The sequence below is a fragment of the Photobacterium sp. DA100 genome (genome assembly GCF_029223585.1).
Lineage (GTDB): Bacteria > Pseudomonadota > Gammaproteobacteria > Enterobacterales > Vibrionaceae > Photobacterium.
In genome coordinates, this window is sequence record NZ_CP119424.1 from 1,432,175 (window position 1) to 1,456,268 (window position 24,094).

The 24,094-nt window shown below is 47.2% G+C and carries 23 protein-coding genes, 1 pseudogene and 1 riboswitch; of the genes and pseudogenes, 9 read left to right on the plus strand and 15 right to left on the minus strand.

Going from position 1 to position 24,094, the window contains the following annotated elements:
- Positions 1–58: 58 nt before the first annotated feature.
- A riboswitch (purine riboswitch) is annotated at positions 59–158 on the plus strand.
- 112 nt (positions 159–270) lie between these two features.
- On the plus strand, positions 271–1,281 hold the full coding sequence (locus PTW35_RS24230) for an adenosine deaminase (RefSeq protein WP_281027814.1): 1,011 nt from the start codon (positions 271–273) through the stop codon (positions 1,279–1,281).
- A 116-nt stretch (positions 1,282–1,397) separates the two neighbouring features.
- On the opposite strand, the gene PTW35_RS24235 is transcribed toward PTW35_RS24230, so the two are convergent.
- The 3 genes from PTW35_RS24235 to norV are packed head-to-tail and all read right to left on the minus strand — an operon-like array spanning position 1,398 to position 4,336.
- Positions 1,398–1,742, minus strand: a complete 345-nt coding sequence (locus tag PTW35_RS24235) for a DUF1971 domain-containing protein (RefSeq protein ID WP_044621843.1) — start codon at positions 1,740–1,742, stop codon at positions 1,398–1,400.
- Between the two features lie 17 nt (positions 1,743–1,759).
- Positions 1,760–2,917: an NADH:flavorubredoxin reductase NorW gene (gene norW / locus PTW35_RS24240; protein ID WP_281029137.1), complete on the minus strand. Its 1,158-nt coding sequence runs from the start codon at positions 2,915–2,917 to the stop codon at positions 1,760–1,762.
- Positions 2,918–2,920: 3 nt separating this feature from the next.
- Positions 2,921–4,336, minus strand: a complete 1,416-nt coding sequence (gene norV / locus PTW35_RS24245; RefSeq protein ID WP_281027815.1) for an anaerobic nitric oxide reductase flavorubredoxin — start codon at positions 4,334–4,336, stop codon at positions 2,921–2,923.
- Positions 4,337–4,548: 212 nt separating this feature from the next.
- Here norV and norR point away from each other — a divergent pair, with 212 nt between their 5' ends.
- Complete coding sequence (norR, locus tag PTW35_RS24250) at positions 4,549–6,129, plus strand: nitric oxide reductase transcriptional regulator NorR (protein ID WP_281027816.1); 1,581 nt, start codon at positions 4,549–4,551, stop codon at positions 6,127–6,129.
- Between the two features lie 5 nt (positions 6,130–6,134).
- On the opposite strand, the gene PTW35_RS24255 is transcribed toward norR, so the two are convergent.
- From PTW35_RS24255 to PTW35_RS24290, 8 genes and pseudogenes are all read right to left on the minus strand, one after another.
- On the minus strand, positions 6,135–8,021 hold the full coding sequence (locus PTW35_RS24255; RefSeq protein WP_281027817.1) for a methyl-accepting chemotaxis protein: 1,887 nt from the start codon (positions 8,019–8,021) through the stop codon (positions 6,135–6,137).
- A 198-nt stretch (positions 8,022–8,219) separates the two neighbouring features.
- Positions 8,220–8,465, minus strand: a pseudogene (locus PTW35_RS24260) (transposase DNA-binding-containing protein); the annotation flags it as partial.
- 145 nt (positions 8,466–8,610) lie between these two features.
- Positions 8,611–9,954 carry a sigma-54 dependent transcriptional regulator gene (locus tag PTW35_RS24265; protein ID WP_281027818.1) on the minus strand — a complete coding sequence of 448 codons (1,344 nt, stop codon included), beginning with the start codon at positions 9,952–9,954 and terminating at the stop codon, positions 8,611–8,613.
- 296 nt (positions 9,955–10,250) lie between these two features.
- Positions 10,251–10,760 (minus strand): hypothetical protein, encoded by a 510-nt coding sequence (locus PTW35_RS24270; RefSeq protein WP_281027819.1) that lies wholly within the window; start codon positions 10,758–10,760, stop codon positions 10,251–10,253.
- A gap of 8 nt (positions 10,761–10,768) precedes the next feature.
- The gene (locus PTW35_RS24275; protein ID WP_281027820.1) at positions 10,769–11,443 is read right to left on the minus strand and encodes a C39 family peptidase; all 675 of its coding nucleotides are present in this window, start codon (positions 11,441–11,443) and stop codon (positions 10,769–10,771) included.
- An 81-nt stretch (positions 11,444–11,524) separates the two neighbouring features.
- Positions 11,525–12,100, minus strand: coding sequence for a hypothetical protein (locus tag PTW35_RS24280; RefSeq protein WP_281027821.1), 576 nt, complete (start codon positions 12,098–12,100; stop codon positions 11,525–11,527).
- A 174-nt stretch (positions 12,101–12,274) separates the two neighbouring features.
- Positions 12,275–12,610 (minus strand): carbon storage regulator, encoded by a 336-nt coding sequence (locus PTW35_RS24285; RefSeq protein ID WP_281027823.1) that lies wholly within the window; start codon positions 12,608–12,610, stop codon positions 12,275–12,277.
- Between the two features lie 45 nt (positions 12,611–12,655).
- On the minus strand, positions 12,656–13,246 hold the full coding sequence (locus tag PTW35_RS24290; protein WP_281027824.1) for a hypothetical protein: 591 nt from the start codon (positions 13,244–13,246) through the stop codon (positions 12,656–12,658).
- Between the two features lie 429 nt (positions 13,247–13,675).
- On the opposite strand from PTW35_RS24290, the gene PTW35_RS24295 reads away from it, so the two are divergent.
- The 3 genes from PTW35_RS24295 to PTW35_RS24305 all read left to right on the plus strand — a co-directional run bounded on the left by PTW35_RS24295 (position 13,676) and on the right by PTW35_RS24305 (position 15,652).
- Entirely contained in the window at positions 13,676–14,710 is a 1,035-nt protein-coding gene (locus PTW35_RS24295; protein WP_281027825.1) for a transporter, read from the plus strand.
- Between the two features lie 124 nt (positions 14,711–14,834).
- Positions 14,835–15,233 (plus strand): DUF2750 domain-containing protein, encoded by a 399-nt coding sequence (locus PTW35_RS24300; RefSeq protein WP_281027826.1) that lies wholly within the window; start codon positions 14,835–14,837, stop codon positions 15,231–15,233.
- A 59-nt stretch (positions 15,234–15,292) separates the two neighbouring features.
- Positions 15,293–15,652, plus strand: coding sequence for a HopJ type III effector protein (locus PTW35_RS24305; protein ID WP_281027827.1), 360 nt, complete (start codon positions 15,293–15,295; stop codon positions 15,650–15,652).
- A gap of 17 nt (positions 15,653–15,669) precedes the next feature.
- On the opposite strand, the gene PTW35_RS24310 is transcribed toward PTW35_RS24305, so the two are convergent.
- A complete protein-coding gene (locus tag PTW35_RS24310; RefSeq protein ID WP_281027828.1) occupies positions 15,670–15,999 on the minus strand; it encodes a hypothetical protein in 330 nt (109 codons plus the stop codon).
- A gap of 306 nt (positions 16,000–16,305) precedes the next feature.
- Between PTW35_RS24310 and PTW35_RS24315 the strand changes: the two genes are divergently transcribed.
- From PTW35_RS24315 to PTW35_RS24325, 3 genes are all read left to right on the plus strand, one after another.
- Entirely contained in the window at positions 16,306–17,094 is a 789-nt protein-coding gene (locus PTW35_RS24315) for a phosphoribosylglycinamide formyltransferase (protein ID WP_281027829.1), read from the plus strand.
- A 258-nt stretch (positions 17,095–17,352) separates the two neighbouring features.
- Positions 17,353–18,138, plus strand: a complete 786-nt coding sequence (locus PTW35_RS24320) for a RelA/SpoT domain-containing protein (RefSeq protein WP_281027830.1) — start codon at positions 17,353–17,355, stop codon at positions 18,136–18,138.
- Positions 18,139–18,351: 213 nt separating this feature from the next.
- Positions 18,352–18,633 (plus strand): Rho-binding antiterminator, encoded by a 282-nt coding sequence (locus PTW35_RS24325; RefSeq protein ID WP_281027831.1) that lies wholly within the window; start codon positions 18,352–18,354, stop codon positions 18,631–18,633.
- A 50-nt stretch (positions 18,634–18,683) separates the two neighbouring features.
- On the opposite strand, the gene PTW35_RS24330 is transcribed toward PTW35_RS24325, so the two are convergent.
- The 3 genes from PTW35_RS24330 to mrcB form a co-directional block, all read right to left on the minus strand.
- Positions 18,684–19,970 (minus strand): L-serine ammonia-lyase, iron-sulfur-dependent, subunit alpha, encoded by a 1,287-nt coding sequence (locus tag PTW35_RS24330; RefSeq protein WP_281027832.1) that lies wholly within the window; start codon positions 19,968–19,970, stop codon positions 18,684–18,686.
- 359 nt (positions 19,971–20,329) lie between these two features.
- On the minus strand, positions 20,330–20,908 hold the full coding sequence (locus PTW35_RS24335; protein ID WP_281027833.1) for an NUDIX hydrolase: 579 nt from the start codon (positions 20,906–20,908) through the stop codon (positions 20,330–20,332).
- Between the two features lie 146 nt (positions 20,909–21,054).
- Positions 21,055–23,406, minus strand: a complete 2,352-nt coding sequence (gene mrcB / locus PTW35_RS24340) for a penicillin-binding protein 1B (RefSeq protein WP_281027834.1) — start codon at positions 23,404–23,406, stop codon at positions 21,055–21,057.
- A 184-nt stretch (positions 23,407–23,590) separates the two neighbouring features.
- Here mrcB and PTW35_RS24345 point away from each other — a divergent pair, with 184 nt between their 5' ends.
- Complete coding sequence (locus tag PTW35_RS24345) at positions 23,591–24,043, plus strand: exoribonuclease R (protein ID WP_281027835.1); 453 nt, start codon at positions 23,591–23,593, stop codon at positions 24,041–24,043.
- The last annotated feature ends 51 nt before the right edge of the window (positions 24,044–24,094 follow it).

Consider the following 24,094-nt stretch of genomic DNA (forward strand, 5'->3'; position numbering starts at 1 on the left):
CTATGCCAAGATCACGAAAACGTTTGCTTGCACTCTATTGAATTTCGTTACTACACTGGAAAACATAAGCAAACGGCTTCGTATAACCCCATTAATACGGTATGGGGGTCTCTACCAGAATCCGTAAAATTCTGATTACGAAGAGTTAAGCGCAGGTGTGCTTTTCTCTTTGTATGTCAGTATTCGACGCGACAGAAAAGCACCTTAGTAGATCACACTTATTACGCCTACTTCTGTAGTGCATGTATAGAAATATAATAAGGGCTTGATATGAAAAACTTTATTAAAGGACTACCCAAAGTAGAGCTCCATCTTCACATTGAAGGCACCCTTGAGCCTGAGTTAATGTTTGAGCTTGCCAAGCGCAACAAGATCAGCATTCCGTTTTCCTCACCCCAGGCTGTACGCGAAGCCTACCAATTCCATAACCTGCAGTCTTTTTTGGATATCTATTATCAAGGTGCCAATGTCCTTATCACCGAGCAGGACTTTTTCGACCTAACCTGGGCCTACCTACTGCGCTGCAAGCAAGACAATGTTGTCCACACCGAGATATTCTTCGACCCTCAGACCCATACTGACCGCGGTATTGCTTTCAAAACCGTTATAGACGGCATCACGCGTGCACTGAGGCAGGCCAAAGAGCAACTCGATATCTCCAGCCAGTTGATAATGTGCTTCCTTCGCCATTTGAATGAAGAGGCCGCCTTCGCAACATTACAGCAAGCACTGCCTTATAAAGATCAGATCATCGCTGTCGGCTTGGATTCCTCGGAACAGGGCCACCCGCCGGAGAAGTTCGCCCGGGTATTCGAGGCGGCACGCAATGCCGGTTTTTTAACCGTGGCCCACGCCGGCGAAGAGGGTCCCGCGCAAAATATACTCGATGCGATATATTTGCTTGGTGTCAGCCGTATCGATCACGGTGTGCGCTGTGTGGAAAGTACCGAGTTGGTCCAGCAACTGGCAGAAAGCAGGATGCCACTGACGGTCTGCCCGCTATCTAACATTAAACTCAAAGTGTTTGAGGACATGGCACAACACAATATTGTTGATCTGCTTGAGACAGGCCTGTGCGTTACCATCAATTCCGATGATCCGGCCTATTTTGGTGGTTATATGACAGATAACTTTGTAGCCGTTGCTAATGCCCATCCGCTAACACGCCAGCAGCTCGCCCAATTTAGCCTAAATGCCATTGAGGCGAGTTTTATCGAACATCCGCAAAAAGCGACCCTGTCACAAAAGGTAAAAGACTACCTTGCCGGTTTTAGCGGCTAATTGCCTCGGCAATATTGAGGCATTGAGTGATTGTCATACCCCAAGTGGATTCGTGGTGCTTGGAATAACAACAACCCGGCAATTGCCGGGTTGTTGTGATCTATTCTAGCCTATTGCTAATTTGTCTTTTTGGCATGGAACAATGGTTGGCTACCCTTGTCTGCATCCGACCAGAAATTAATGTTGAACTGAGCATCATCACTCATTTCTATACGGTGCCAATATTGCGGCGGGCTGGTGGCAAATTGTCCGGCCTTGATCACCACCTCCAGCTCAGGCTCTGTCGCGTCACTGTTGGCAAACCCATAGTAGGTGACCGTTCCTTCCATGACACACAACTGCCCAAATACCCCCTGTGCGGTATTATGGTGACTGAGCAAGGCCGCAGGTACGGTATCTTTGGTAAAGAATGGCGTGGAACGCTGTATAGTCCAATGTGCCGGGATACGTTGATGGCTCATAGTAACCTCCGTTTCAATCATTTACTGTTTAGTTCTTTCAACAGCGAGAAAGCTGATGGCAGATGCTGCTGGGTAACCACATATCCGGTTAGCTGGCCGCTCTGATCCCGTGTTTTTAAGGTACTACCCGCTTGATTAACGTCGATCTGCCAGCTCAACGCTTCACTCCTATCTTCCGGGATATTTTGCCCGGCAAACTGAATCGGAAAAGCAGGCGTTTTGACTTTCACCATCATTGCAGGCAATACCAATGACGTTGGTTGCCCCAATAGTGTCTTGGCAAGCGCATTGGCACTTAACAAAGCAGGCTGAAGATAGGCCAACACCTTACCGTTTATTTCGGCACAATCCCCGATCGCATAGACATCCGGTGCTGAGGTTTGCAGCTGGGTATCCACTACAATCCCCTTATTTACCGACATACCCGCATTTTTGGCGATCTGGATGTTGGGCTTGAGCCCTGCCGCAGAGACCACTACATCAACCTCTATTTCCCTGCCAGAGGCAAGCTCGACCGCAACCCTGGAACCAGGGAGTGTCGACAGCCGTTCAACCGTGTCAGCAAGGAAGAACCGTGTTCCCTGCGTTACCATTACCCGCTCCAATTTCATTGCGATGTAATCGGGTAACTGGTTGGCCATAAGGGTCTGGCATGGGTCAACAACCGAGACAGTTTTGCCGCTGCATGCAAAGTCCATCGCCAATTCCGTGCCGATCAGCCCAGCACCAATCACTGCAATATGACTGGCTCGCTGCAATATATCTTGCGCAGCGCGATATTCAGCCAGGCTGTTTAGCGTCACGACCTTCCCCGAGGCATCGCCGCTCACCGGAGGGATAAACGCACTGGCACCGGTTGCAAAGACCAACTTCCCGTAGTCGTAACACTGCCCTCCCGCCACAATATACTTGTGCTTCGTTTCAACCACTTCTACAGTGCTATGGGCATACAGCTCCACTTGGTGCTCGGCAGCGAAATCGGTACCGCTCATACGGATCAAATCACTGGCCGTTTGCTGGTTCGAACTGGCATGGCTCAGATCCGGTTTGTTGTAGTCATGCCCTTCGTCAGAAGTGAAGACCCTGATCGGAACATGCTTATCTTGGCGGCGGATGGCCTTTACCAATTGGTAAGCGGCAAAGCCGCTACCAATAATCGTGATCGGGTGCTCCATCATTTAAGCCCCCTTCACGGGTTCAAAGACGTCTTTGCCAAGACCGCACTCAGGGCACAAAAAGCTCTCTGGCACATCCGACCAACAGGTACCGACCTCAATGCCTTGATTGGCTTCGCCCAGGGCTGGGTCATATACCCAGTTACACACCGTGCACAGCATTTTTTGGCTAGCCGCGACTCCTTGAGGCTCGGCGGATAATGGCTTGGCGCTAGGCAATGGTGTTAAAGCCCACTGTCTGGCAATCATCCGGCCGTGCTCGCGGCATTCACGCATTGCTTTGCCGTCCGGTTTCCACTTGGCCTTCAAACCAACCGTTGTCTCGAAGCCAGCATCGGTCAAGCGCGAATGGATTCTGTCAACGGCACCGCCATTCCAACCATAACTACCGAAGGCCCCGGCCTTCTTGTGCTTGAAGCGAAGCCCTGTGATCTCTTCGAGCATGCCAGCTACTTTTGGCATCATCACGTTGTTCATTGTCGATGAACCGACTAGCACTCCTTTGGAGCGGAATACATTGGCCAAGATTTCATTTTTATCTTGGCGTGACACATTAAACACCTTTACGGCAACACCCGGATCCACATCGTGGATTCCCTGAGCAATGGCGTCGGCCATCATTCGGGTATTGTTCGACATGGTGTCGTAGAAGATGGTAATACGATCTTCCTGGTAATCATTGGCCCACTCAAGGTATTGATGGATTATCTGGGTTGGGTTATCGCGCCAGACAATACCGTGTGAAGTGGCAATCATGTCGACCGGCACATTAAAGCTCAGCACTTCATGGATCTTTGCCGTGACCAGACTACTAAACGGGGTAAGGATATTGGAGTAGTAGCGCAGGCACTGCTCCATCAATTCGCTTTGATCCACCTCATCGTTAAACAACCGCTCATCGCAGTAATGCTGGCCGAAAGCATCATTGCTAAACAGCACCGCATCGCCGGTGAAATAGGTCATCATGCTGTCAGGCCAGTGCAGCATCGGCGCTTCGACAAAAATCAGTTGCTTGCCGTTGCCAATATCCAAAGTATCGCCAGTTCTGACGACCTGGAAATTCCATTCCGGGTGATGATGGTGACCAACAATAGAATCAACGGCATTTTCCGTGCAGTAAATTGGCGTATTGGGGATACGGGCCATCAACGCCGACAGCGCGCCGGAGTGATCTTCCTCCGCATGGTTGATGACGATGTAGTCGATCTCTTGCAGATCAATTTCCATCTCTAAGTTCTGGATAAACTGCTGGCTAAAGCGGTGATCGACCGTATCAATGAGAACTGTTTTTTCTTCACGGATAAGATAACTGTTATAGCTGGTCCCCTTGGTCATCTTATATTCTGTACCGTGGAAGTCCTGTACTTCCCAGTCGCGTTGGCCTACCCAGTGAATGTTGTTTTTAACGTGAATGGTCATCTTGATACCTTATGTATTGCTATGGGCGCTACATGCCCCCCTAAATCTGAACAAGGTATTGCACTGACCATGCCAACTTTTTATCATGTTGAAATTATTGACTTTAATTATTTAACCAAGATAGACACTGTCAAATAGACAACAAAATAATACTGTCAAAACCACATTACCGTGTCATAATGACAACACCCCAACAAATAAAAGTAGCACCGATGAAAAACACGCCGAAAGAACTGACCCAGCTTGCTTTGGATCTGACCCAGGGCATATCCAGCCAAGACCGGTTCGACCGCTTACTCTCTGTCATCAAATCATTGTTCGGGTGCGATTCCTCGGCCTTACTGGCTTTTCGCGACCAACACTTCGCCCCGCTGGCCATAAACGGCCTGTTCGAAGAAGTACTGGGACGCCAGTTCCTCATCGACGAGCACCCCCGGCTTGAAGCCATTGCCCGCGCCGGTGATATCGTCCGCTTTCCGCACGATAGTGAACTGCCCGACCCCTATGACGGACTCATCCCCAGCCACCAAGGCAAACTCCATGTTCATGCATGTATCGGCTTGCCCCTCATTGCCAACGAAACACTAATCGGTGCGCTGACCATTGATGGCTTTGACCCTCACCAGTTCGACCAATTCAGCGATGAAGAGCTGCGGGTTATTAGCGCCCTCGCTGCTGCCAGTTTACATACCGCATTATTAATGGAGCAGCTAGAGCGCCAAGCCTTCAATATGCCTGAGTCTCATGGACAGGCGGCACTGCATGCCGGGAAATCCTCCCAGGCCGCACAGGTGGAGATGATCGGTAAGTCTAGGGTAATGGAAGAGCTGAGGAGTCACATTCAAGCCGTTGCCGCAACGGAATTGACCGTCCTGATCACCGGCGAAACCGGCGTCGGCAAGGAGCTCATCGCCGCTTCAATCCACCAGGCCTCGCACCGAAGCGGCCAGCCCCTGATTTACCTCAACTGCGCAGCGCTACCCGAGTCTGTCGCAGAGAGCGAGCTGTTCGGCCATGTTAAGGGGGCCTTTACAGGCGCCATTAGCGACCGCAAGGGAAAATTTGAAATGGCCGATGGCGGCACCCTGTTCCTCGATGAAGTCGGTGAGCTCCCCTTGGCGCTGCAGGCCAAACTACTACGGGTGTTGCAGTACGGCGATCTGCAGCGGGTCGGCGATGACAGGGTACTGAAGGTCAACACACGCATTGTCGCCGCTACAAACCGCCAACTGCATGAAGAAGTAAAGCAGGGTAAGTTCAGGGCTGATCTCTACCACCGCCTGAGTGTCTTCCCCATTATGGCTCCCCCTCTAAGAGAGCGAGGAAATGATATCGTTTTGCTGGCGGGGTTCTTTATTGAGCGCAGCAAAGGCAAACTGGGGATTCAGTCGATGCGCCTGAGCCGTGAGGCGGTCGATGTGCTCTCTGCCTATCCTTGGCCTGGCAATGTCCGCGAGCTCGAACATGCGATAAACCGCGCCTCAGTGGTGGCAAGGGCAGAATCATCGAACCTTGAATTCATTGAGCTCCAGCCTCATCACTTTGAATTGTTGAGCACACCACAGCAACAGGCCCACCAGCACTCAACCGCTATAAGCAGTGAAACCCGACAAAAAAACCCAATATCGGTCGAGACCAATATCGGGCTTAAAGACGCGACGAACCGCTTTCAATACCAGCTTATCGATGATTGCTACCAGCGGAACAACCGCAACTGGGCGGCCACGGCCAGAGAGCTGGAATTAGATGCCGGTAACCTCCACCGGCTGGCAAAACGGCTCGGGTTAAAATAACCCGATTACACGATGAAGGTAGAAACCTTGTCGTTCAAGTTTGCTGCCTGCTGGCTAAGGTTCTCCGCTTGCTTACGCGCTGACTGAGCATCAACGGTCAGCTGATCGCTCACATCCTTGATGGTCGTGGTATTTTGGGTGATCTCATCGGTCACATGGGTTTGCTCTTCAGCCGCTGTTGCGATTTGAGTTGCCATGTCACTGATCATGGCAACAGATGCATTGATTTGCTCCAGTGCCACTGTTGCCTCATCGGCATCTTCGACCGTACACTGGGCAAGCTTCGAGCTGGTTTGCATCAGATCAACCGCCTTGGTGGTGATCTGCTGCAATGTCGCAATCATGCTCTGAATTTCTTCCGTCGATGTATGGGTGCGCTGAGACAGCACTCGTACCTCATCAGCCACCACCGCAAAGCCTCGGCCTTGCTCACCGGCTCGGGCCGCTTCAATCGCGGCATTCAGTGCCAGTAAGTTTGTCTGCTCAGCAATTCCCTGGATTGTTGACAGAATGCTATTGATCCCCTGGGCATGTTCATTGAGCTGGCTGATCACTGTGGAGGCTTCGTTCACTTCACAGGCCAGATTAGAAATCGAATGGCGGCTCTGGATCACCAGCTCGCGCCCATTGTTGGTATGGGAAGTCGAATCTTGTGCTGCCCGCGCTGTTTGCTCTGCATGTGAGGCAATTTCCTGTGTCGCCGAGGCCATCTCTGTCACGGCTGTCGCAACCATGGTTATTTCATCCTGCTGACGCTGAAGCTCCAGCGCTTGTTTGTCGGCCAATGATTCACTTTGCATCGCATTCTCGCCCAGTTCAGCCCCCTGTTTGCGGACATGGCCTATTAGTACCTGAAGGCTGGTAACGAACCGATTGAAATTTCTGGCAAGATCACCCACTTCATCCTGGGAATCTATGTTTATGCGCTGGGTAAGATCCCCGCCCCCCTGTGCGATAACACCCAGCGCGGAAGAGACTTGCTGAAGTGGTTTAAACAAATAGATACACAGCAGGTTAAACAAAAAGGCACACACAACCACAACCAGCAATGTCATGGATACATTCTCGTACAGCGTGCTGTATAACGGCTCCAACACCGATTTAGCATCGATGACAATGACGGTTTGCAGTGGCTTACCCGCAATAGGTGCGACATAAAGGTAGCTATCGGTACCATTGATCACCACGCGCTCAGCATGACGCCCGCTGGCCAGGCGTGTCAGTAACTGACGAGTTAAATCACTGTCCTTGTAGTTTGTCGGATGGTTGAGCAACGAGGTATCGGCATGTGCAAAAATATTCCCTTGCTCATTGGCTATAAACATATACCCAGATCCAGGCAACACCACCTTATCAAGCTGGCTAATGATACTTTTCATTTCTACGTCCGCGCCAAGTACCGCTTGGGCGCCCAGGACATTGACAGCCTTCCCCATAGACACCACGCTGGCGCCCGTTGCCGCAGCAACAGTCGGGTTTTCCACCGTTACCTTGCCATTTTGGCCCATAGCGTGCTGGTACCAATGCCACTGCCGCGGATCATTATTTCCCTCCGGTAGCAACACCTGGTTCGCATTCACTTGAGTACCATCGGTAAACGCCAAAAATACATTGTCGAAACCCGCTGAGTTTTTCACTTGTCGAAGATGAGCCGGGATATCTTTGGCCTCGGCAGCCTGTGGGAACGCAGATAGCGCCATTGCTTTCGAATCCATCCAGTCAACAACATACTCATTGTAAGCTTCTGCTATCCCCCGCAACCTAGCATTGAGATCTTCGTCAAGGCGCTCAAGGGAAGAGACGAACGAGAATACAGTGACCAAAGCACCACCCAAGATAATGGCAATACTTGCTGAGACAGCCAACTTCTGCCGTAAAGATAAGCTAAACATCAGATTCCTTTTATTATTTGCATTGTCGCTTGATTTAATTCACGGCTCGAATTATTGCACTTTTATCGCACTGATAATATCCATCAATAGCAAAATTCAACCAAAGTAACTAAAAAAAAGCATACTTTTCTTTCCCTCCACAACAATATATTGACCATGCAAATAATTAGATTCCGTACCATAAAAAAGGCCCCTTTCAGCTCTTTGAGCAGTTACTTGAAACCCCGCCTCAGCGATATCTTTTGGTTCGATATGGTCATTACGAATAAACCGGTATGCCCCTTCCATATCAGCAGGTGAGAGAGATAATTTTGACACAGCAACTCCTGGCTGTTGAGCAAGTGAAGCCGCTAAAGAGACTAAACGCTGAGTTCGTCTAGGGTCGTTGAGGTTAGCTTGCCCAAATTGCATATCTGCCCATTGTTCATGAGTATTTTTATCCATCTTTATCATCCATTTAATAGCTATTAAATGATCAGATCACAACTTCGAAAGTGAGTTCAAAAAAAAATCCCCGAGCATGCTCGGGGATTTGTGCATAAGAGACAGCCTTTCGGGGCCTTTATATTCTTTGTTAAGGACTCAATCTCTAGTCTCTGACGTAGCCATTATTGTAATGACGAACATCGGGGACAATATTGTGCTTATTTAGCAACCGGTACATCGTGGCCCGTGAAACACCCAAATCTTTTGCGGCTGAAGCCACCTGCCCGCGATGGGTTTCAAGCACAGCAACCAACACGTCTTTCTCAGCTTCATCTTTGATATTGCGAAGGCTTTGCTTGAGATTCGACTTACTAGGCAGATCAAAATGCTCAGCTTTCACCTCGTTGCCTTCAGCAAGCAAGGCCGCACGCTTCACCTGATTGATCAGCTCTCGTACATTGCCAGGCCAGCTATAACGCAGCAGGAGCTGCTTGGAGTCTTCAGAGAAGGATGAGGCCATAGTGCTGTATTCACGCGCAAACTTGGTCAGGAATGTCTCTGCAAGCAAGAAAATATCAGAGCCACGCTCGCGCAGTGTTGGTACCTTGATATGGAATACATTCAGACGGTAGAACAGCTCTTTACTGAATGTCCCGTTTGCTACCGCTGCATCAAGATCCGCACTGGTCGACGCAATAATACGCACATCCCCAGAGGCTTCTCCTTCTAGGCTATCGCTGGTTGGGGCCTGAAGATAAGTTAACAGCTTCTCCTGCATCTCTTTAGAAAGCTCATCAACGTTATCTAGCATCAGGGTGCCGTTAAACGGTGTCCCATCTTCCTGGCGGTAGCTACCATCAAGCAGCGACATGTTTTCGTCATCATGATTGAGTGATGCGCAGTTAACCGCGATAAAGGGGGTATTCTTGCGCTTGGAAAGATTATGGATAGATTTAGCAATCAACTCTTTGCCTGTACCATTTTCCCCAGTGAGGAACACATTCACTTCTGTCATCGCCACCCTGCGAACCATATCTCGCAGCTGTTTGATCGACTTCGACTCCCCATACAACCCCATGTCATGCTGCGAAGTGATCTCGACCCATGAACTTGATTCAATCTCGAGCATCCCTAATTGGTGGCCGATGGTACTTAACAGGTGACTGCTTGGGATTGGAACCGTAAAGTAGTCAGTACAAAAGTTATTGATAAACTGGCAGATTGCATCGGTTTTTAATTGCTCCTTCTTGATAATAGCAATCCATTTGACTTGCTTGGTTTTGTTCGCCCTTAATGAAATGCTGTTCAAGCTAAAATCATTATTGCTTAAATCGACTACACAGATACACGGACTGTATTCTTCCAAGATTGAATCAACCGTACGTAAATCATAACAACAGTGGGTTTTCCATCCAGATTGTTCTAACAGCGCAATCCAAGGTTCGTAGTTACATCCCAGAGCTACTAAACGACCATCTATTGATTTATTTTGACTTTGAGTCACCATCGAAGTCACCTTCTATCAACTTATATTTATTGTGTTTGTATAGAAAATATAGGTGACATTTTTGTGTTGTGAGACGTTTCAAATATAAGAAAATTCACCAAACCAATTTCAAGACTAGGAACACCCCATTAAATCACATAATTATCAATAAATTACAAGGATAAAAACAATGATAAAAAAATGGAACTTTTTCTACAGGACAACACTTTTACAAGAAATAAAAAAAGCATTGTTAGAAAAACAATGCTTTAGATGACAAAAAAAACAAAATTAAACAAAATTATATTGCAACTAATTTAGTAACCGCTATGTAATAGCGCATGCTCAAGTCGATTATTGAACAGGTTTTGCCTATTGAAGCCCTGAATATCTGCATCAATATCAAGCACCGTTTCCGTTTTTATGGCTGTGTTGTCTGCAGAATTCTGCACAACAAAGCCTACAGCATCTTGCGTACCGCTAGTATTGATAATATTATTTTCACCCACACTAATAATTTTCAGCGGGTCATCATAATCATAAGTACGCATTCCATCATGGCTTGTGAGTATGCCATTACTAATGGTAAAGTCTGCGACATGTGTATTCAGAACTGTTTCACCATTCACCTGTGTTGTAACAGATAAGCCGATATTAATTATATTATCGTTAATGGATACAAACCCACCCCTTAGCGAGGACATTTCGTCATCAGTAAGAGATGCTAAACCCAAGCTATCAATATTAAGGAAACCAATAGAAGCATGCGTTACTAGAGCTGATACCCCTAATGACGATGCGATAATTAATCGTGTTAACCTTTTCATACTAGCCTCTAATAATCATTACTACCAGGCAGAGTGATACTAAATGTTGATAATGAATCTCTTACAACAGCCTCTGACACGGGAGATGGATTATATATATTATAATTATCTGCGGTGATAAAACTGTTTCGACCTTGCTCAACTCGATTTTTCACCAGCAAAACTGTTCCTTTGTAGACTTGTTTAAAATCTTCAATGGGAATAAGAAGTGTACCTCTGGATGGGTCACCCAATATCACATTTTCTTTGTTTAATCCTTTAATAACAACAAAATGCATATAACCATCAAAATTCACGATGGTAATTGCAGGTATCCTTAAGACATAGAACTTTTCTAAGGGTATGTTATAACCATTAGCATCAAGACCAACTGAGTGAAGATAGTTTTTCATATCTAGCATTGAAAAACCTTGCTTCTCTATCTGCTCTTTATCACCATGCTTAAACATATATTCGAAGATTGTACTTTCTTTAGATTCAATATCGTAATGATAAGTCAACAATGATGCCACAGCTGCCGAACCACAACTAAAGTCGTATTGCTGCCTAAAGACATCACCAAATAATTGCTCCTGATAACTTTTAACATCTACATTATACCCCCCTCTACTGGGAAAATAGTCTAATGCATAAATACTGGATGATGCCAATACGCTGATAAGCATAATAATTGACTTTTTCATACGCAAACGCCTATCAAACAATTCAAATTACGATATCGACTCCGTAATAGAAGCAAGAAAGGGCCTTTCGGCCCTTTATGTTTAGTATGAGCCACCACCACCAGGAAGGGTCGCTCCACCTGAGCCAACAAGCGCTGCATTGGTACTTGTTGTTTGTTGAACCATAGAGTTATTACCAACGTTCTGACCCGCGATATTAATACCAGAAGCAGCTTGGTAACCACTATGCATTGTGTTGGAGTGATCAACAATAACATCAGTCCCATGACCACTCTTACAACAAGCACCACCGTAAGTCACAGTATTACCCATCACTGCACCGTCAATTGCTGATTCAGCGATCAACTCCTCCCACTCGTGGTAACCCTTAGAATCAACAGACCAGTCATTTTGTGAGTTATCTTCAAGAACTTTATCGTAGCTATTACCTACATTATACATCAGTAGCTTATCGTTATCTTGATTACCGACGTAATCTTCAGTGTAGGTTTTCTCTAAAGTTGCATCAGCATTCAGTGTAATGGCTTTATTGAAGCTACCTTCAATGGTAACATCATCATATTCCTCATAACCACCGTAGTCGTAACCATAATCATTTGCCATTGCGAATGGTGTTGCGACTAGCGCTGCTAAAAGCATAATTTTAGTTTTACGCATGATTTACTCCAAAATTGTATTTGTAATATTTTTTACAAGTCCGTTTGGCCAAAATTAATCTCAAAAAATTAATTACTTATAAACCAGAAGCATTTGTTGTAACGCCCTGCGAAACCAAAAGTTGCTATTTGGTTTTTTGCTGACAGATTAATGCCAGCAAAGATAGACTAACAATTACTTCAATGTCAGGTTTATCACGGTTGCATTTTGAATCAATACATTACTACCGGTGTTTTGTACGATATTATAGACTCCAGAAGAATTACTTAACGCACCACCATCAAGTATATTATTCCCAGAAACATTGTTATACGCACTATTACCTGTAACATCGCCATACATCTCCGAACTTGCCTGAAGGCTTTCACTTTCCAGTTCATATTCCCCACCACGCGAATGGGTCATAAACGCCTCAGTCAAAATTTCAGAGCTTGCTAGAATATCCAACTCATCAGTAGCCGCTGCATTTGAAGTAATAAATATAGCCACCATCAGTGTTAAATATTTCATGACATCCTCCTGAGAGCTGCTTAGCAGCTCTCAGTTATGTATGTATTAATTACCAGCCAAAACCGCGTTAGTGCTAGCACTCTGTTGTACCAAAGAGTTGTTACCCGCATTTTGACCTGCAATGTTAATACCTGAGGCCCCAGAGAATGCACCAGTCATGTCATTATGATGGCTAACATTCAATGAAGAAGGAGATGAAGAACCGTAACCATAACCACCGTATGGATCATAGCTGTTTTCACAGCATGCGGCACCGTACTCTACATCAGAGTATGTTACATAGCCATGTAACTCAGACTTAGCGACATGGAAAGATTGCAATTCAGTAATGTCGATGTCTTGGCTATAATCATTCATGCTGTTGTCAGTCCACTCTTTGCTATAGCTGTTATTAACATCTTTCATTTTAAGAGTGTCATTATCTTGGTTGTATGAATCTGTGATTGCGTACTCTTTATCAACATCAAGAGTCATTGTTTTATCAATATCTTTGTTGTAAGAGTCAGTGATTGTTTTATCGTTACCGTCATCATATGATGGATAGTAAGGATTGTAGTAAGGGTCTTGATAATCATTCGCTAGCGCAAGTGGTGAGCTAACAACTGCTACTAAAAGTGCGATATGTGTTTTACGCATGGTCATACTCCAAATATATTGAGTAGTTATTTTCTTATAATCACTCGCCGTGTTCGCGAGATAATTTAACTATAGTGTTGGCAATAAAAGTTCCTGTATTATTTTTAATAATTTTTTGTGCTTTTTATTATGAACTTTTCCTTTTAATTCCTTGTGCTTATAACGTTAAAAAAATGAAATTCAGTCTCACTTTTTCAACAATTAGAATATTGCATCATTTCACTGACAATATTTTCACTTTCTAAAACACAAGAAATAAAGTCTCCTTTCTCAATATTAAGACCAAGAATAAGACTCCTATGTACCATATAATTCTCACCTCAACTATTATTTTCTTATCCATGGCTATCATTTTTTTATTGCATGGCTATATAAAACAGTAACCAAGTTATCACTTGTGTGTAAGCTAATGAATTAAGTGAGGAAATCGTGAGTACTTTCAATAACAAAAGCTTTATCGCGCTTCTTGCTTTGATATCAGGGACAGTCGCAGCTGACACCGACCAAGCGACAGAGCCAACACAATCCAACCAAAAGCCCAAACGCGTACAAACCTTCGGCGATCTCCTTGACCCAGAGCTGCCTGGTGTCTTGACGCCTAAAGGCTCGTTTGTACTAGATACCAGCTTATCTTTTACACAGAACTCATCAAATACCGTATCAGTGGTCGGCTATACTGTCCTACCCTCTCTTATTGTGGGTCTTATTGAGGCTAATGACACCGATCGTACAACCCTTACCTTCGGTCTGACTGGCCGCTATGGTATCACTAACCGCCTCGAGGTAGAGGCGAGAATCCCTTGGGTTTATCGTTATGACTCCATATCACGGAGAAGTGTGAATTCAGGAAGTGATTCAGCAGAGACTCGAACTTTCGAAAGCAGCGATCTCGGCGATATCGAGGCGGCGTTCAAGTATCAAATCAATATGGATACTGCGCCGTACTGGATTGCAGGGCTAAGGTTTAAGACCACAACAGGTACCTCACCCTATGATGTCCCGGTGGATACACAGTTCGGCTTCGAGGAGCTGCCTACCGGGTCAGGATTCCCCAGCATCGAACCCAGCGTCACCATGATCATGCCGATGGATCCAGCCGTTATTTATGCCAACCTCAGTTATATCTGGAACATCAAAGATGATGTCACCTCTGAAATTGATGGTGAATCAATCCGAAATGAAATCGATCTAGGCGATACGATTGGCTTTAGTGCCGGTATGGGTTTTGCCGTTAACCCCAAATTTTCCTTCAGTCTGGGGCTTAGCCACAGAACAATTTTAAAATCGAAAGTTGACGGTTCCACACCTTCCGATGCCAAGCTGTTACAACTCGACTCCATTTCCATGGGGGCAAACTATGCGATTAATCCCGAGACCACATTAAACGTCGGGGTGAGTGCCGGTTTAACGGCCGACGCACCTGATTTCCAGCTTACCGTCCGCATCCCGTACACCTTGCGTTAGCTCACTACTTACCTCCCTAGCTATTTAATAGCCTTACCCATTGCGGGTAAGGCTATTTTCATGACTAAAGTCTAATTTTCCTCTATGCTATGACGCTACTACTATGGGTAACAGGAAAATACAAATGTCCACACCGTTAGAACCAAGCCAAATTGAACAGATTCAAGGCTATGACGCTGAGCAGCGCTATAAGTATTTGGTGAAAGAAGTGGTGAGTAACCGCGAGATCTGGATTCTGACAGATGAACATGGTTGCGTCATGCTAAATACCGATGACGAGGACTGTGTGCCAGTATGGCCAAACAAAGAATTTGCCGAATCTTGGGCGACCGGCGAGTGGGAAGAGTGCAAAGCCGAAGCGATTTCACTGAACAAATGGCACAGCCGATGGACATACGGCTTGGAAGACGATGAACTGGCCATTGTTATTTTCCCGAACCAAGATGAAGATGGTCTTGTGGTATTCCCGGATGAACTGGACTTTGAACTAAAACAGCAGGCTAAAAAGTCAGGCAACCGGTAAACAGCTTGTAACGACGGGGCGATATACTCAATTTCGCCCCCAGTAAAAGGATAATTGCTATGGAAGCGCTACTCGCGAAACTAAAATCCCAGCCACATATGGTCTGTTTCACTGAGGTGATGGCCATCATTGAGCAAAAATACACTTACCGACCAACAGCATTTACCAATGGCCTCGGCAACGAAACCTTATTCAACGAGGCGGGGACCAATGAAGGGTCCTGCCGGATTTTCGCCTTTGCCAAGCTGAATCAGTTATCTGAGGCAGAAACCCTTGCCTGTTTTGGAGACTATTACCGCATTGATGTCCTGCAGCACCCCGACGCAACCGATCATCAAAACATTCGCCACTTTATGAAGTATGGCTGGCAAGGCATTCAATTTGACAGCCCTCCGCTCAGAGACAGGGCCTGCGCCTAGAAAAAGCCAAACCGTGCTTATAGCCTCTTCTGGCAATGGGAACATTTCTCTGGCGGCTTCATAAAAAACGGCGAGCGTGATGGGCTTCCACAGCTGTCACAGAATTTCGTCGAACGGATCGTCAGCCAGGTTAATGGCACCATAAACGCCAGTAGGCCTAATAACATTGACAGAGGTGGTTGGGCATAGACAATCACCGCACCAATCACAACATTGCTGGCAATGGTATATAACGGCCACAACTTGCGCTTTCGTGCGACATCCGACCCTCGCTGGAACAACATATAGTTGCCTGCTGCCATGGCGAGCCAAATCGCCGCAAAAATAATCATTAAATGTTGTTGCATCACTTATCTCTTAAGTTACCTGAGCCTTGGATTCTATCATTTTTCCCCTTCCCAACGTATATCGCTTTATACTGCAGGAAAGCGCTCGAATGTGATGGTGCGCTCAATTTAACGCCACACGCCTCTAAAAGAAGAAATTCCTATTTATGGTATAGATCACACAGCAAATATGCTGATTGGGAAGCGGGTCACAGGATGATGATTTGCTTCCGGTTTTTCGCCTAGGTTCATATTGAAATGCCGGCCTTCGCCCAGATATCTTACTTGTACCGCTTGACGTTGCGGCGGTGATATCAAGGAGATCCAATGATCGCGAAGTCTTTGTTCAGAACGTGTTTTGTTCTGTTATGTGTTTTCGGACGTGGCCCAGTTGCCAATGCAGCAGTACCACAATTTACTGATCCGGAGTTTAAGCTTCCATCCCCAACACAAGACACCAAGGATAACTTCCAACGCTCCCTTAGCGGCTTATTTTCAATTCCAAGCTATCGTCAAGAGGCACTAAGCCAACCCTACCAGAATTTTGATGAGCTTTACCAGCACGCCCAAGCCGCCCAGCAAGAACTCGAACAACTACTGGCACAAATCAGCCTTCACACGGAAGCAAAGCCTATCCTCCCAGGCATTAAATCTCGCCAGCGTGCCGAGCAGAAGATTGCCACCGAACTCAATGGCCATCCAGAAAAACTCACTGACCTTGCCCGCGGCACGCTTGTCGCCAATAACATTTCCTCGCTGGTCGACGCTTTTAACCACCTAAACCGCGAGAGCACCATCGTCGAAACCAAAAACCGATTCAAACAACCTGCCTCTTCAGGCTATCGTGATCTTAAGGTACTGGTACAGCTTCCTGAGACCGGCCTAATCGCCGAAGTACAGCTTCACTTAGACACCATTGCTGAGATCAAAAGTGGCCCCGAGCATGACATCTACGAGTCGATTCAACACATCGAACGCCAAGCAGGCCAAGAACAACGAACTCTGAATGATATCGAAGTGGCAAAAATCAAAATGTTGAGACAACAATCTCAACATATGTACCAACAGGCCTGGCACCAATACCTGCAGCCAGAACCGCTAGCTATGGCGAGTTAACCGATTTATTTATCAAGGGGAGTTTGTCGCTCCCCTTTGTATTTCAGGTGATTACAGTTCCCTTCTGTCAGCCCCTTGTTAACTCTCACCAAGGAACATTCCAAATTCATCCCGCGTTCAGATAACTTTGCTAATCTAGCACGCATAGAGTAGCTAGCAACTCAAAAATACGTCGCTTTTTCTGAGCAGGTTTACCCGCTGAGATGCACCTTTTTACGTATGAGGCCCGATCTGATCGGCCGACCAAGGAGTTGTTTGATGGATTTGAAATCTGTACTTCGAACGTGTTTTGTTCTGTTTTTCCTGACCCGCGGGTCAGCGATGGCAACACCATTGATGACAGACTACTCTGGACAAGATTACGAGGTATCACCAAAGCATTCTGAAGCCAGTAAAAAGTCGTTCCAAAAAAGCCTGAGCGGTCTTTACAGCATTGAAAGCTGGCGCGCTGCCAATATTCAGCAGCCTCACTCTAATTTTGAGGATTTATACAAAGTGGCTCCTTCGGCCCAACAGGAACTTGCTAACCTGATGAACGAAGTGGGTATGATGACTGACACCAGTATCGTGATGCCTGATGTTAAATCAAGGGCACGAGCAGAAAAGAAGATTGCGACAGAACTCAATGGCGATGCCAGTAAAATTACTGACCTTGCGCGAGCGTCTTTGGTAGCAGACGATATTCCGGGCCTAGTGCATGCCTTTGAGTTGATCAGTAAAGAGGCAACAATTGTATCAGTGAAAAACCGATTTAAATCGCCGACTGATTCTGGCTATCGTGACTTAAAACTACTAGTGAAACTACCTGACTCTGAGCTAATTGCTGAAGTACAGCTACACCTTGAAGCAATTTCTGACGTGAAAAATGGTGAAGAGCACAAAATTTATGAACAAATTCAGCATATTGAGCGAACGGCTCTTAGCCAGAACCGCCCACAAAATGAATTTGAAATGGCACAGATTAACAAGCTAAGAACAACATCGAAATCCCTGTACCATGATGCATGGCAGCAGTACCTGCAGCCTACAAGTATTGCCGTCTAACAGTTCCCCCCAGAGGTCACTCGCTAGAAATCAGAGTAGTGGCCTCTTTCTAATAAACATAAAGAAGCCAAAAGTATTTCAAGTTGTTTCAGTTTTGAGCATGATTCTCATTTTTGACTACGCTTTTATGTGGTGGCAGTGCAATCGTGATTAAACATTCACTCAACTTGGGGCCAAAACAACAACGCAGCCCCTAATATTAGAGACCGCGTTATGACCAATCGTTACCAACCCATAGACCACACGTTGCAAAACTATCTTGAGCAAGCCTGCGATGCCCATTATGAGGTTCGTCTTGAACTCACAGATAACAGCACGTTGGAAGGGCAATGTATTAACACTGAGATTCATCCAGACCGCTCTAAGTGGCTAGTCTGCAAAACTCGCTACCAGTACACCAAAATTCGACTCGATTTTATTGCCAAAATGAAATCGCTCACCCCCGGCGCAAGCTTTTCGGAAGTTGCATCAGCACACGCATTGGTAAAAGGATAAAAAAAGAGCACCTAAGTGCCCTTCTATTCTTACTCAATGGTTGTCAATGCTCACTTATGGACCATGATCTCCAAGATCTGGACATCAGTTTGTGTCATTGCGCCATTGGCCAATGCAGACATATTTCGGATTGAGGCATCGACATCATCCGCAACGATACCTTCATTCCCCGTTACGCGGATACCATCGAGTGCCATCAATGCTGCTTTTATGGCAGCGCTCGCCGACGATGACACCTTCATCGCACAACTGGTCTTGGCACCGTCACAGATGATCCCGGTGATATCGCCAATCATGCTGCAGATAGCATTACTGATATGGCGGAACTGCCCCCCGAGTAACCAAGTCATACCTGCCACGGCTCCCATCGAGGCGGTTGTAGCACCGCACAGAGCCGATAGCTTGTTCTGATAGCTTTTGATATAGATAGCCATCAAATGCGACATCATCAGGGCGCGCACCGTTGTTTCGTGATCGGCTTTAACATGCTCGGCGACCACCACCACAGGCATTGTCGCGGCAATCCCTTGGTTACCCGAGCCCGAGTTACTCATCGCCGGTTTCATCGCACCATCCATGCGGGCATCAGATGCCGCGGATGTACGACGCAGAATATCTGTCAGCAGGCCTCCGGACAGCAGGCCGCGATCGACATTGCGTTGGAACGTCGCACCAATTTGCAGACCGTACTTTCCTGTTAGCCCTTCTTTCGATAGCTCATCGTTCAATGAATAGGCTTGGGAGATAAAATCAATGTCTTCCAAAGGAGCATTCAAGGCGAACTCAAAGATATCCTGGGCTGTCGCCTGCTCGAAGATATTTTCTCTTGCCGGAACTTGGCTACTATCTGCCTGATCGGCAATAAACAGTGGCTGGCCATTTTTTTCAATCGAAACAATACGCGTATGGCTATCGGCAATAATGACGGTCACCGAATCATCACCACTGGTTACGGTCACTTTGGCAAACAAGATATTGCTGACGTCCGCAACACCAACCGACACCACACCAGTGTCGAGCATCGCTTTGGCACTAGCAACATCTTGCGAAGTGATGTTTCTCAGTACCTCCAGGCCCGCATCCGCGTCGCCTGCAAGCGCACCCACGGCTGCGGCAATCGGCAACCCCACCATTCCGGTACCCGGTACACCGACCCCCATTCCATTTTTCATTAAGTTCGGTGAGACATAAGCGTCAATTTTGGTTGGAGCAAGATTAAGCTCACGCGTTGCCACGGCAGCAGCCAACGCAACAGAGACAGGCTCGGTACACCCCAACGCAGGCACAACTTCACGCTGTACTGTCTCAACAAAACCATTCCACAGATGCTTTTTCATGTTCATCACCTTCATGACATTAGGTAGGGTTGCCGGGCTCATTAGAATGCAATAAAAGAAAACATAAGCCCTTGTCTTTATGAGGTTTAATGTACAGCTATCTTGAGAAAAAGATTTTCTTATTTCGCCTATATAAATCAGTTATTTTAGAAAAACTTTCTCCCACAAGAGAAAAGCGTGACACAAATCAACCGGAATATCCCTTTCAAGGCAAATAAAACCACTACCAAGCAAATCATCATCGTCTCACCTGATGATTCAGATAAATTACGCCCACAAAAAACGGCCTCATCTGAGACCGTTCGAAGTAAATTTCCAACCATGCTTCGCTATCTAGCGGTGATGACTCAAGCAGCCAATCAGCTTGCGGCTCTAAAGAGGATTTCCCCGTCTTCCGCCGTCCCTTTGTCCATCAATTCAGCAACAATGGTTTTCAGCAAGAACGTTTCACGTTCGATCGACATGCCTTTTTTTTCGCTGTTGGCAATCGTGTGCTCATTATGGGCAATCGCATCATAGATATTGATCCAAACTGGCTTCATACCGTTCTTCACTTCATAATCTTCCAGCTTGGTGTCGCCCAGCTGCTCATCGATGCTACAGACGTAACAGTAAGAAAGCATATGCATGATGTCATGTTCTGGCTTGTACCATGGGCGGTACTCTTCGTAGATACCAAACTCACGAATATCACGGATGTTTTGTGCGCCAGTTTCTTCCTGCAGTTCGCGGATCAACCCCTCAATGGCATCTTCCCCTTCATCAATGCCACCCCCCGGTAAGGTATAGTCGTGGTATCGCTCGGTGTACAACATTAGGATATTGTCACCATTGAGGATAATGCCCCGTGCCGCCTTCCGATGAAACGTATTGTATTGAAGCTCAGAGGTATCAAGCTCGTTTAAATCAGGGTGCACAGTTGATTTTAGTAGTCGCATATTTCTTTTCCGAACGCTTCTGCAAGCGGTGCATTCTAGCCGATAACCCCGCAATCCCCAAATCAAAGCGATTTGAGGCAGACACCAAGCCACAAAACCCCGCCACGAATGCTCGCTGAATAAGCCTGAGATTAGCCCGTTGGGTCTTAATTGAACTGGAATAAACGCTTAAAGAAATTCTCTACTTTACGCACACACCCCTGCTTCAATGTCCCTTGAGGATCCCAGGCGGGTAGGTGTGTTTGCCCGACACAGCTTTGCGATAAAACACCGTGTTGATCACGGTAATAGTCAAAGTCACTAATTTGAGCCGGGGTCTGTAAGACCAGAGGTTCCGGATCGCGGCTTTGGATATAGTCTGCATACAAACGGAGCGGGCCTGACGAGCCGGTAAGCTTAACGGCCTTGTTATCATCGCGCCCCATCCATACGGTTACCACTTCACGGCCATCGACACCGACATACCAGCTGTCTCGGCCTCTATCAGAAGTACCGGTTTTGCCGGCCAACCGTGATGATGGCAGCAAGCTGTTAAGGTAACGCCCTGTCCCTTCGCTAACAACACGCTGCAGCCCGTACATGGTCAGCCAAGCCGCTTGCAGTGAGACAGCCTGGGTGGATACCGGCAAGGATTGATAAAGGATATTCCCTTCGCTATCAACCACTGCACCCAGTGCCGAGAGTTCAGTACGATGGCCGCCACTGGCAATGGTCTGATACATCTGGGTCACTTCTACCGGGGTCAGGGTGAATGCCCCGAGCAGCATAGACGGCAGCTTCGGCACTTCATTTTTATCGATACCGAGTTTTTCCATGGTGTTGATCACTTCATCCAGGCCAACCGCCATGCCCAGATTCACCGTCGGGATGTTATAGGACTTCGCTAAGGCGCTATACAGCGGTACCTCGCCCCGGTACTGCCTGTCATAGTTTCGCGGCGACCAATTCTCCCCGTTCTGGCCCTTCAGGGTCAACGGCCTGTCTTGAAGGCTGGTTGCCAAGGAGAAGCGCTTAGGCATCTCCAGCGCGGCAAGGTATACCGCTGGTTTAACCACAGAGCCAATCTGGCGCTTGGCATCCACGGCCCGGTTGAAGCCGTCATACCCCGGGCGTGAGCCGCCGACCATGGCACGGATTTCTCCGCTGACTCTATCGGCAACCACCACGGCAGTTTCAAGCTGGTCACCGGCTTTCGACTCAAGCTGTGGGATCATTTTGCGAACGGATTGCTCGGCCAACTCCTGTGAGCGCGGATCCAATGTGGTGAATAGCCTTAGTCCCCGCCCCGCCTCATAGTTTTTCACCTTCGCGGCCAGTTCCCGCTGAAGCTGGCCGAAATATGCAGGCTGACGGTTGGAAATTGTCCCTTTGGTTTGTATATCAAGGGGCTTATCTACCGCGGCAAGATAATCCTCTTGCTCCAGCACGCCATTTTCAAACATCAGCTGCAACACGAGATCACGTCGGTGCTTGGCCCGCTCAGGATATCGCCACGGATTGTAATATGAGGGCCCTTTGACCAGACCAACAAGAAATGCTTGCTGGTCCACGCGAAGCTCAGACAGTGGCAGGCCAAAATAAAACCGCGAGCCAAGTTCGAAGCCATGCACCGCATCGCGACCGCTCTGGGCCAGGTACACCTGGTTTAGATACGCATCAAGGATCTGATCTTTGCTGTAGCGATAGTCGATAATCAAAGCCATGTATGCTTCGCGGGCTTTGCGCCACAGACTACGCTCGCTGGTCAAAAACATATTTTTGGCCAATTGCTGGGTCAAGGTACTGCCGCCCTGAACCGTTCGGCCTGCCTTGAGGTTGGCAATGAACGCCCGGGCGATAGCCGTTGGCGAGACGCCGTCATGCTGATAGAAATCTCTATCTTCTGTTGCAATCAGAGCATCGATCAAAGCGTCAGGCATTTCATCCTTCGGCCGGTAAATGCGCTGCTCTTCTGTCTGCGCTTCTAGCATACCCAACAACTTAGGCTCAACCCGGATATAGCCCAGCTCACGGTTTGACTCAACCTCAGTGATCGATCTCACCTTGGAGTAATCAAATTTGACAACGACATGGCGCGCTTCCTGCTGCCCATCGCGAAATTCAAATGGTCGGCGGATCAATTCAACGGCCAGCCGACTGGTCGAGTATTCGCCAGGGCGAGTAGGTTTGCTGACCTTGCGGTACTTCAATACTTCCAACTCGTTGATTAAGTCTTCATAACGGACCAGCACACCCGGCTGAAGCGACAGTTCGCGCGCATAAACCACAGAAGGAAGCTGCCACAGTTGCCCCTCGAACTTGGCCGTGACTTCTTCATTGATATCCATGCCCATTTTAATCAAGCCTCCCGTAGTAAGCAGGCAGACACCTACTACAGCAAACTTCAATTTCCGGTAAGAACGACGAGGCTTGACGCTTTTCTTTGGTGCCGCGGATTCAGATGATGAGATACCCAGTTCAGTTATTTGAGGCTCAATACGCTTCTGTTGCTTGGTCATAATGTCGCTTTCGTTACAAATTCGCGCCGACCATACCGCAAGGTTCACCTAACTTTGTCAGTAATCTGTCAAAGCATTATCCCCCTTTATGAGTACAACCAGCCTAAGGCCCCCCAATAGCTGGAAATTAAGCTCAAAATCACGCAAAATACGCGCCCACAACTGATAGCCAAGCAGAGAGATAATGGAACGCGATTACAAACTAGAGTGCCTGATGACGATGCCACGCCATGAGCTGGAAGAATTCAGCTTACGGGTGATTGGCCGCATGGTGCCTGAAGATATGATGCAAGAAATCTTTACCTTTGAGCAGGAAGAGATCGACAGCGAAGATCGCATGAAGTCTGCACAGTTCGATGCCATGCTACGAATGACAGCCATCGCGCTTGGTGAAGTCAGCGCCGCGTTTGCCGAATCGGACAATGCCCACCAGAACACCGTGCGCATGACCCGCCTTATTCTCTGGCATTTCTACGCGATGTCATTCAACCTGGAAGAAGCCGTCACCCTGGAGCAGCATTGCGACCAGGTAGAAAAACTGTTGGTCAACGCGCCCAAAGACGCATTTGGCTGGATTAAAGTACTGACCGACTTGCTTCACACTTACGCTGAGCTCAACGAGCAGCGTAACGGCTAAGCAGCCTATCCCGGTAACTTCCGATATTTAGGTCATTCCCCAGCCAGTACA

What these genes read in the sequence shown, in the direction of transcription:
- PTW35_RS24230 (WP_281027814.1), top strand. Translation starts at nt 271, where the DNA reads ATGAAAAACTTTATTAAAGGACTACCCAAAGTAGAGCTCCATCTTCAC.
- PTW35_RS24235 (WP_044621843.1), bottom strand. Translation starts at nt 1,742, where the DNA reads ATGAGCCATCAACGTATCCCGGCACATTGGACTATACAGCGTTCCACG.
- norW (WP_281029137.1), bottom strand. Translation starts at nt 2,917, where the DNA reads ATGGAGCACCCGATCACGATTATTGGTAGCGGCTTTGCCGCTTACCAA.
- norV (WP_281027815.1), bottom strand. Translation starts at nt 4,336, where the DNA reads ATGACCATTCACGTTAAAAACAACATTCACTGGGTAGGCCAACGCGAC.
- norR (WP_281027816.1), top strand. Translation starts at nt 4,549, where the DNA reads ATGAAAAACACGCCGAAAGAACTGACCCAGCTTGCTTTGGATCTGACC.
- PTW35_RS24255 (WP_281027817.1), bottom strand. Translation starts at nt 8,021, where the DNA reads ATGTTTAGCTTATCTTTACGGCAGAAGTTGGCTGTCTCAGCAAGTATT.
- PTW35_RS24265 (WP_281027818.1), bottom strand. Translation starts at nt 9,954, where the DNA reads ATGGTGACTCAAAGTCAAAATAAATCAATAGATGGTCGTTTAGTAGCT.
- PTW35_RS24270 (WP_281027819.1), bottom strand. Translation starts at nt 10,760, where the DNA reads ATGAAAAGGTTAACACGATTAATTATCGCATCGTCATTAGGGGTATCA.
- PTW35_RS24275 (WP_281027820.1), bottom strand. Translation starts at nt 11,443, where the DNA reads ATGAAAAAGTCAATTATTATGCTTATCAGCGTATTGGCATCATCCAGT.
- PTW35_RS24280 (WP_281027821.1), bottom strand. Translation starts at nt 12,100, where the DNA reads ATGCGTAAAACTAAAATTATGCTTTTAGCAGCGCTAGTCGCAACACCA.
- PTW35_RS24285 (WP_281027823.1), bottom strand. Translation starts at nt 12,610, where the DNA reads ATGAAATATTTAACACTGATGGTGGCTATATTTATTACTTCAAATGCA.
- PTW35_RS24290 (WP_281027824.1), bottom strand. Translation starts at nt 13,246, where the DNA reads ATGCGTAAAACACATATCGCACTTTTAGTAGCAGTTGTTAGCTCACCA.
- PTW35_RS24300 (WP_281027826.1), top strand. Translation starts at nt 14,835, where the DNA reads ATGTCCACACCGTTAGAACCAAGCCAAATTGAACAGATTCAAGGCTAT.
- PTW35_RS24305 (WP_281027827.1), top strand. Translation starts at nt 15,293, where the DNA reads ATGGAAGCGCTACTCGCGAAACTAAAATCCCAGCCACATATGGTCTGT.
- PTW35_RS24310 (WP_281027828.1), bottom strand. Translation starts at nt 15,999, where the DNA reads ATGCAACAACATTTAATGATTATTTTTGCGGCGATTTGGCTCGCCATG.
- PTW35_RS24315 (WP_281027829.1), top strand. Translation starts at nt 16,306, where the DNA reads ATGATCGCGAAGTCTTTGTTCAGAACGTGTTTTGTTCTGTTATGTGTT.
- PTW35_RS24320 (WP_281027830.1), top strand. Translation starts at nt 17,353, where the DNA reads ATGGATTTGAAATCTGTACTTCGAACGTGTTTTGTTCTGTTTTTCCTG.
- PTW35_RS24325 (WP_281027831.1), top strand. Translation starts at nt 18,352, where the DNA reads ATGACCAATCGTTACCAACCCATAGACCACACGTTGCAAAACTATCTT.
- PTW35_RS24330 (WP_281027832.1), bottom strand. Translation starts at nt 19,970, where the DNA reads ATGAAAAAGCATCTGTGGAATGGTTTTGTTGAGACAGTACAGCGTGAA.
- PTW35_RS24335 (WP_281027833.1), bottom strand. Translation starts at nt 20,908, where the DNA reads ATGCGACTACTAAAATCAACTGTGCACCCTGATTTAAACGAGCTTGAT.
- mrcB (WP_281027834.1), bottom strand. Translation starts at nt 23,406, where the DNA reads ATGACCAAGCAACAGAAGCGTATTGAGCCTCAAATAACTGAACTGGGT.
- PTW35_RS24345 (WP_281027835.1), top strand. Translation starts at nt 23,591, where the DNA reads ATGGAACGCGATTACAAACTAGAGTGCCTGATGACGATGCCACGCCAT.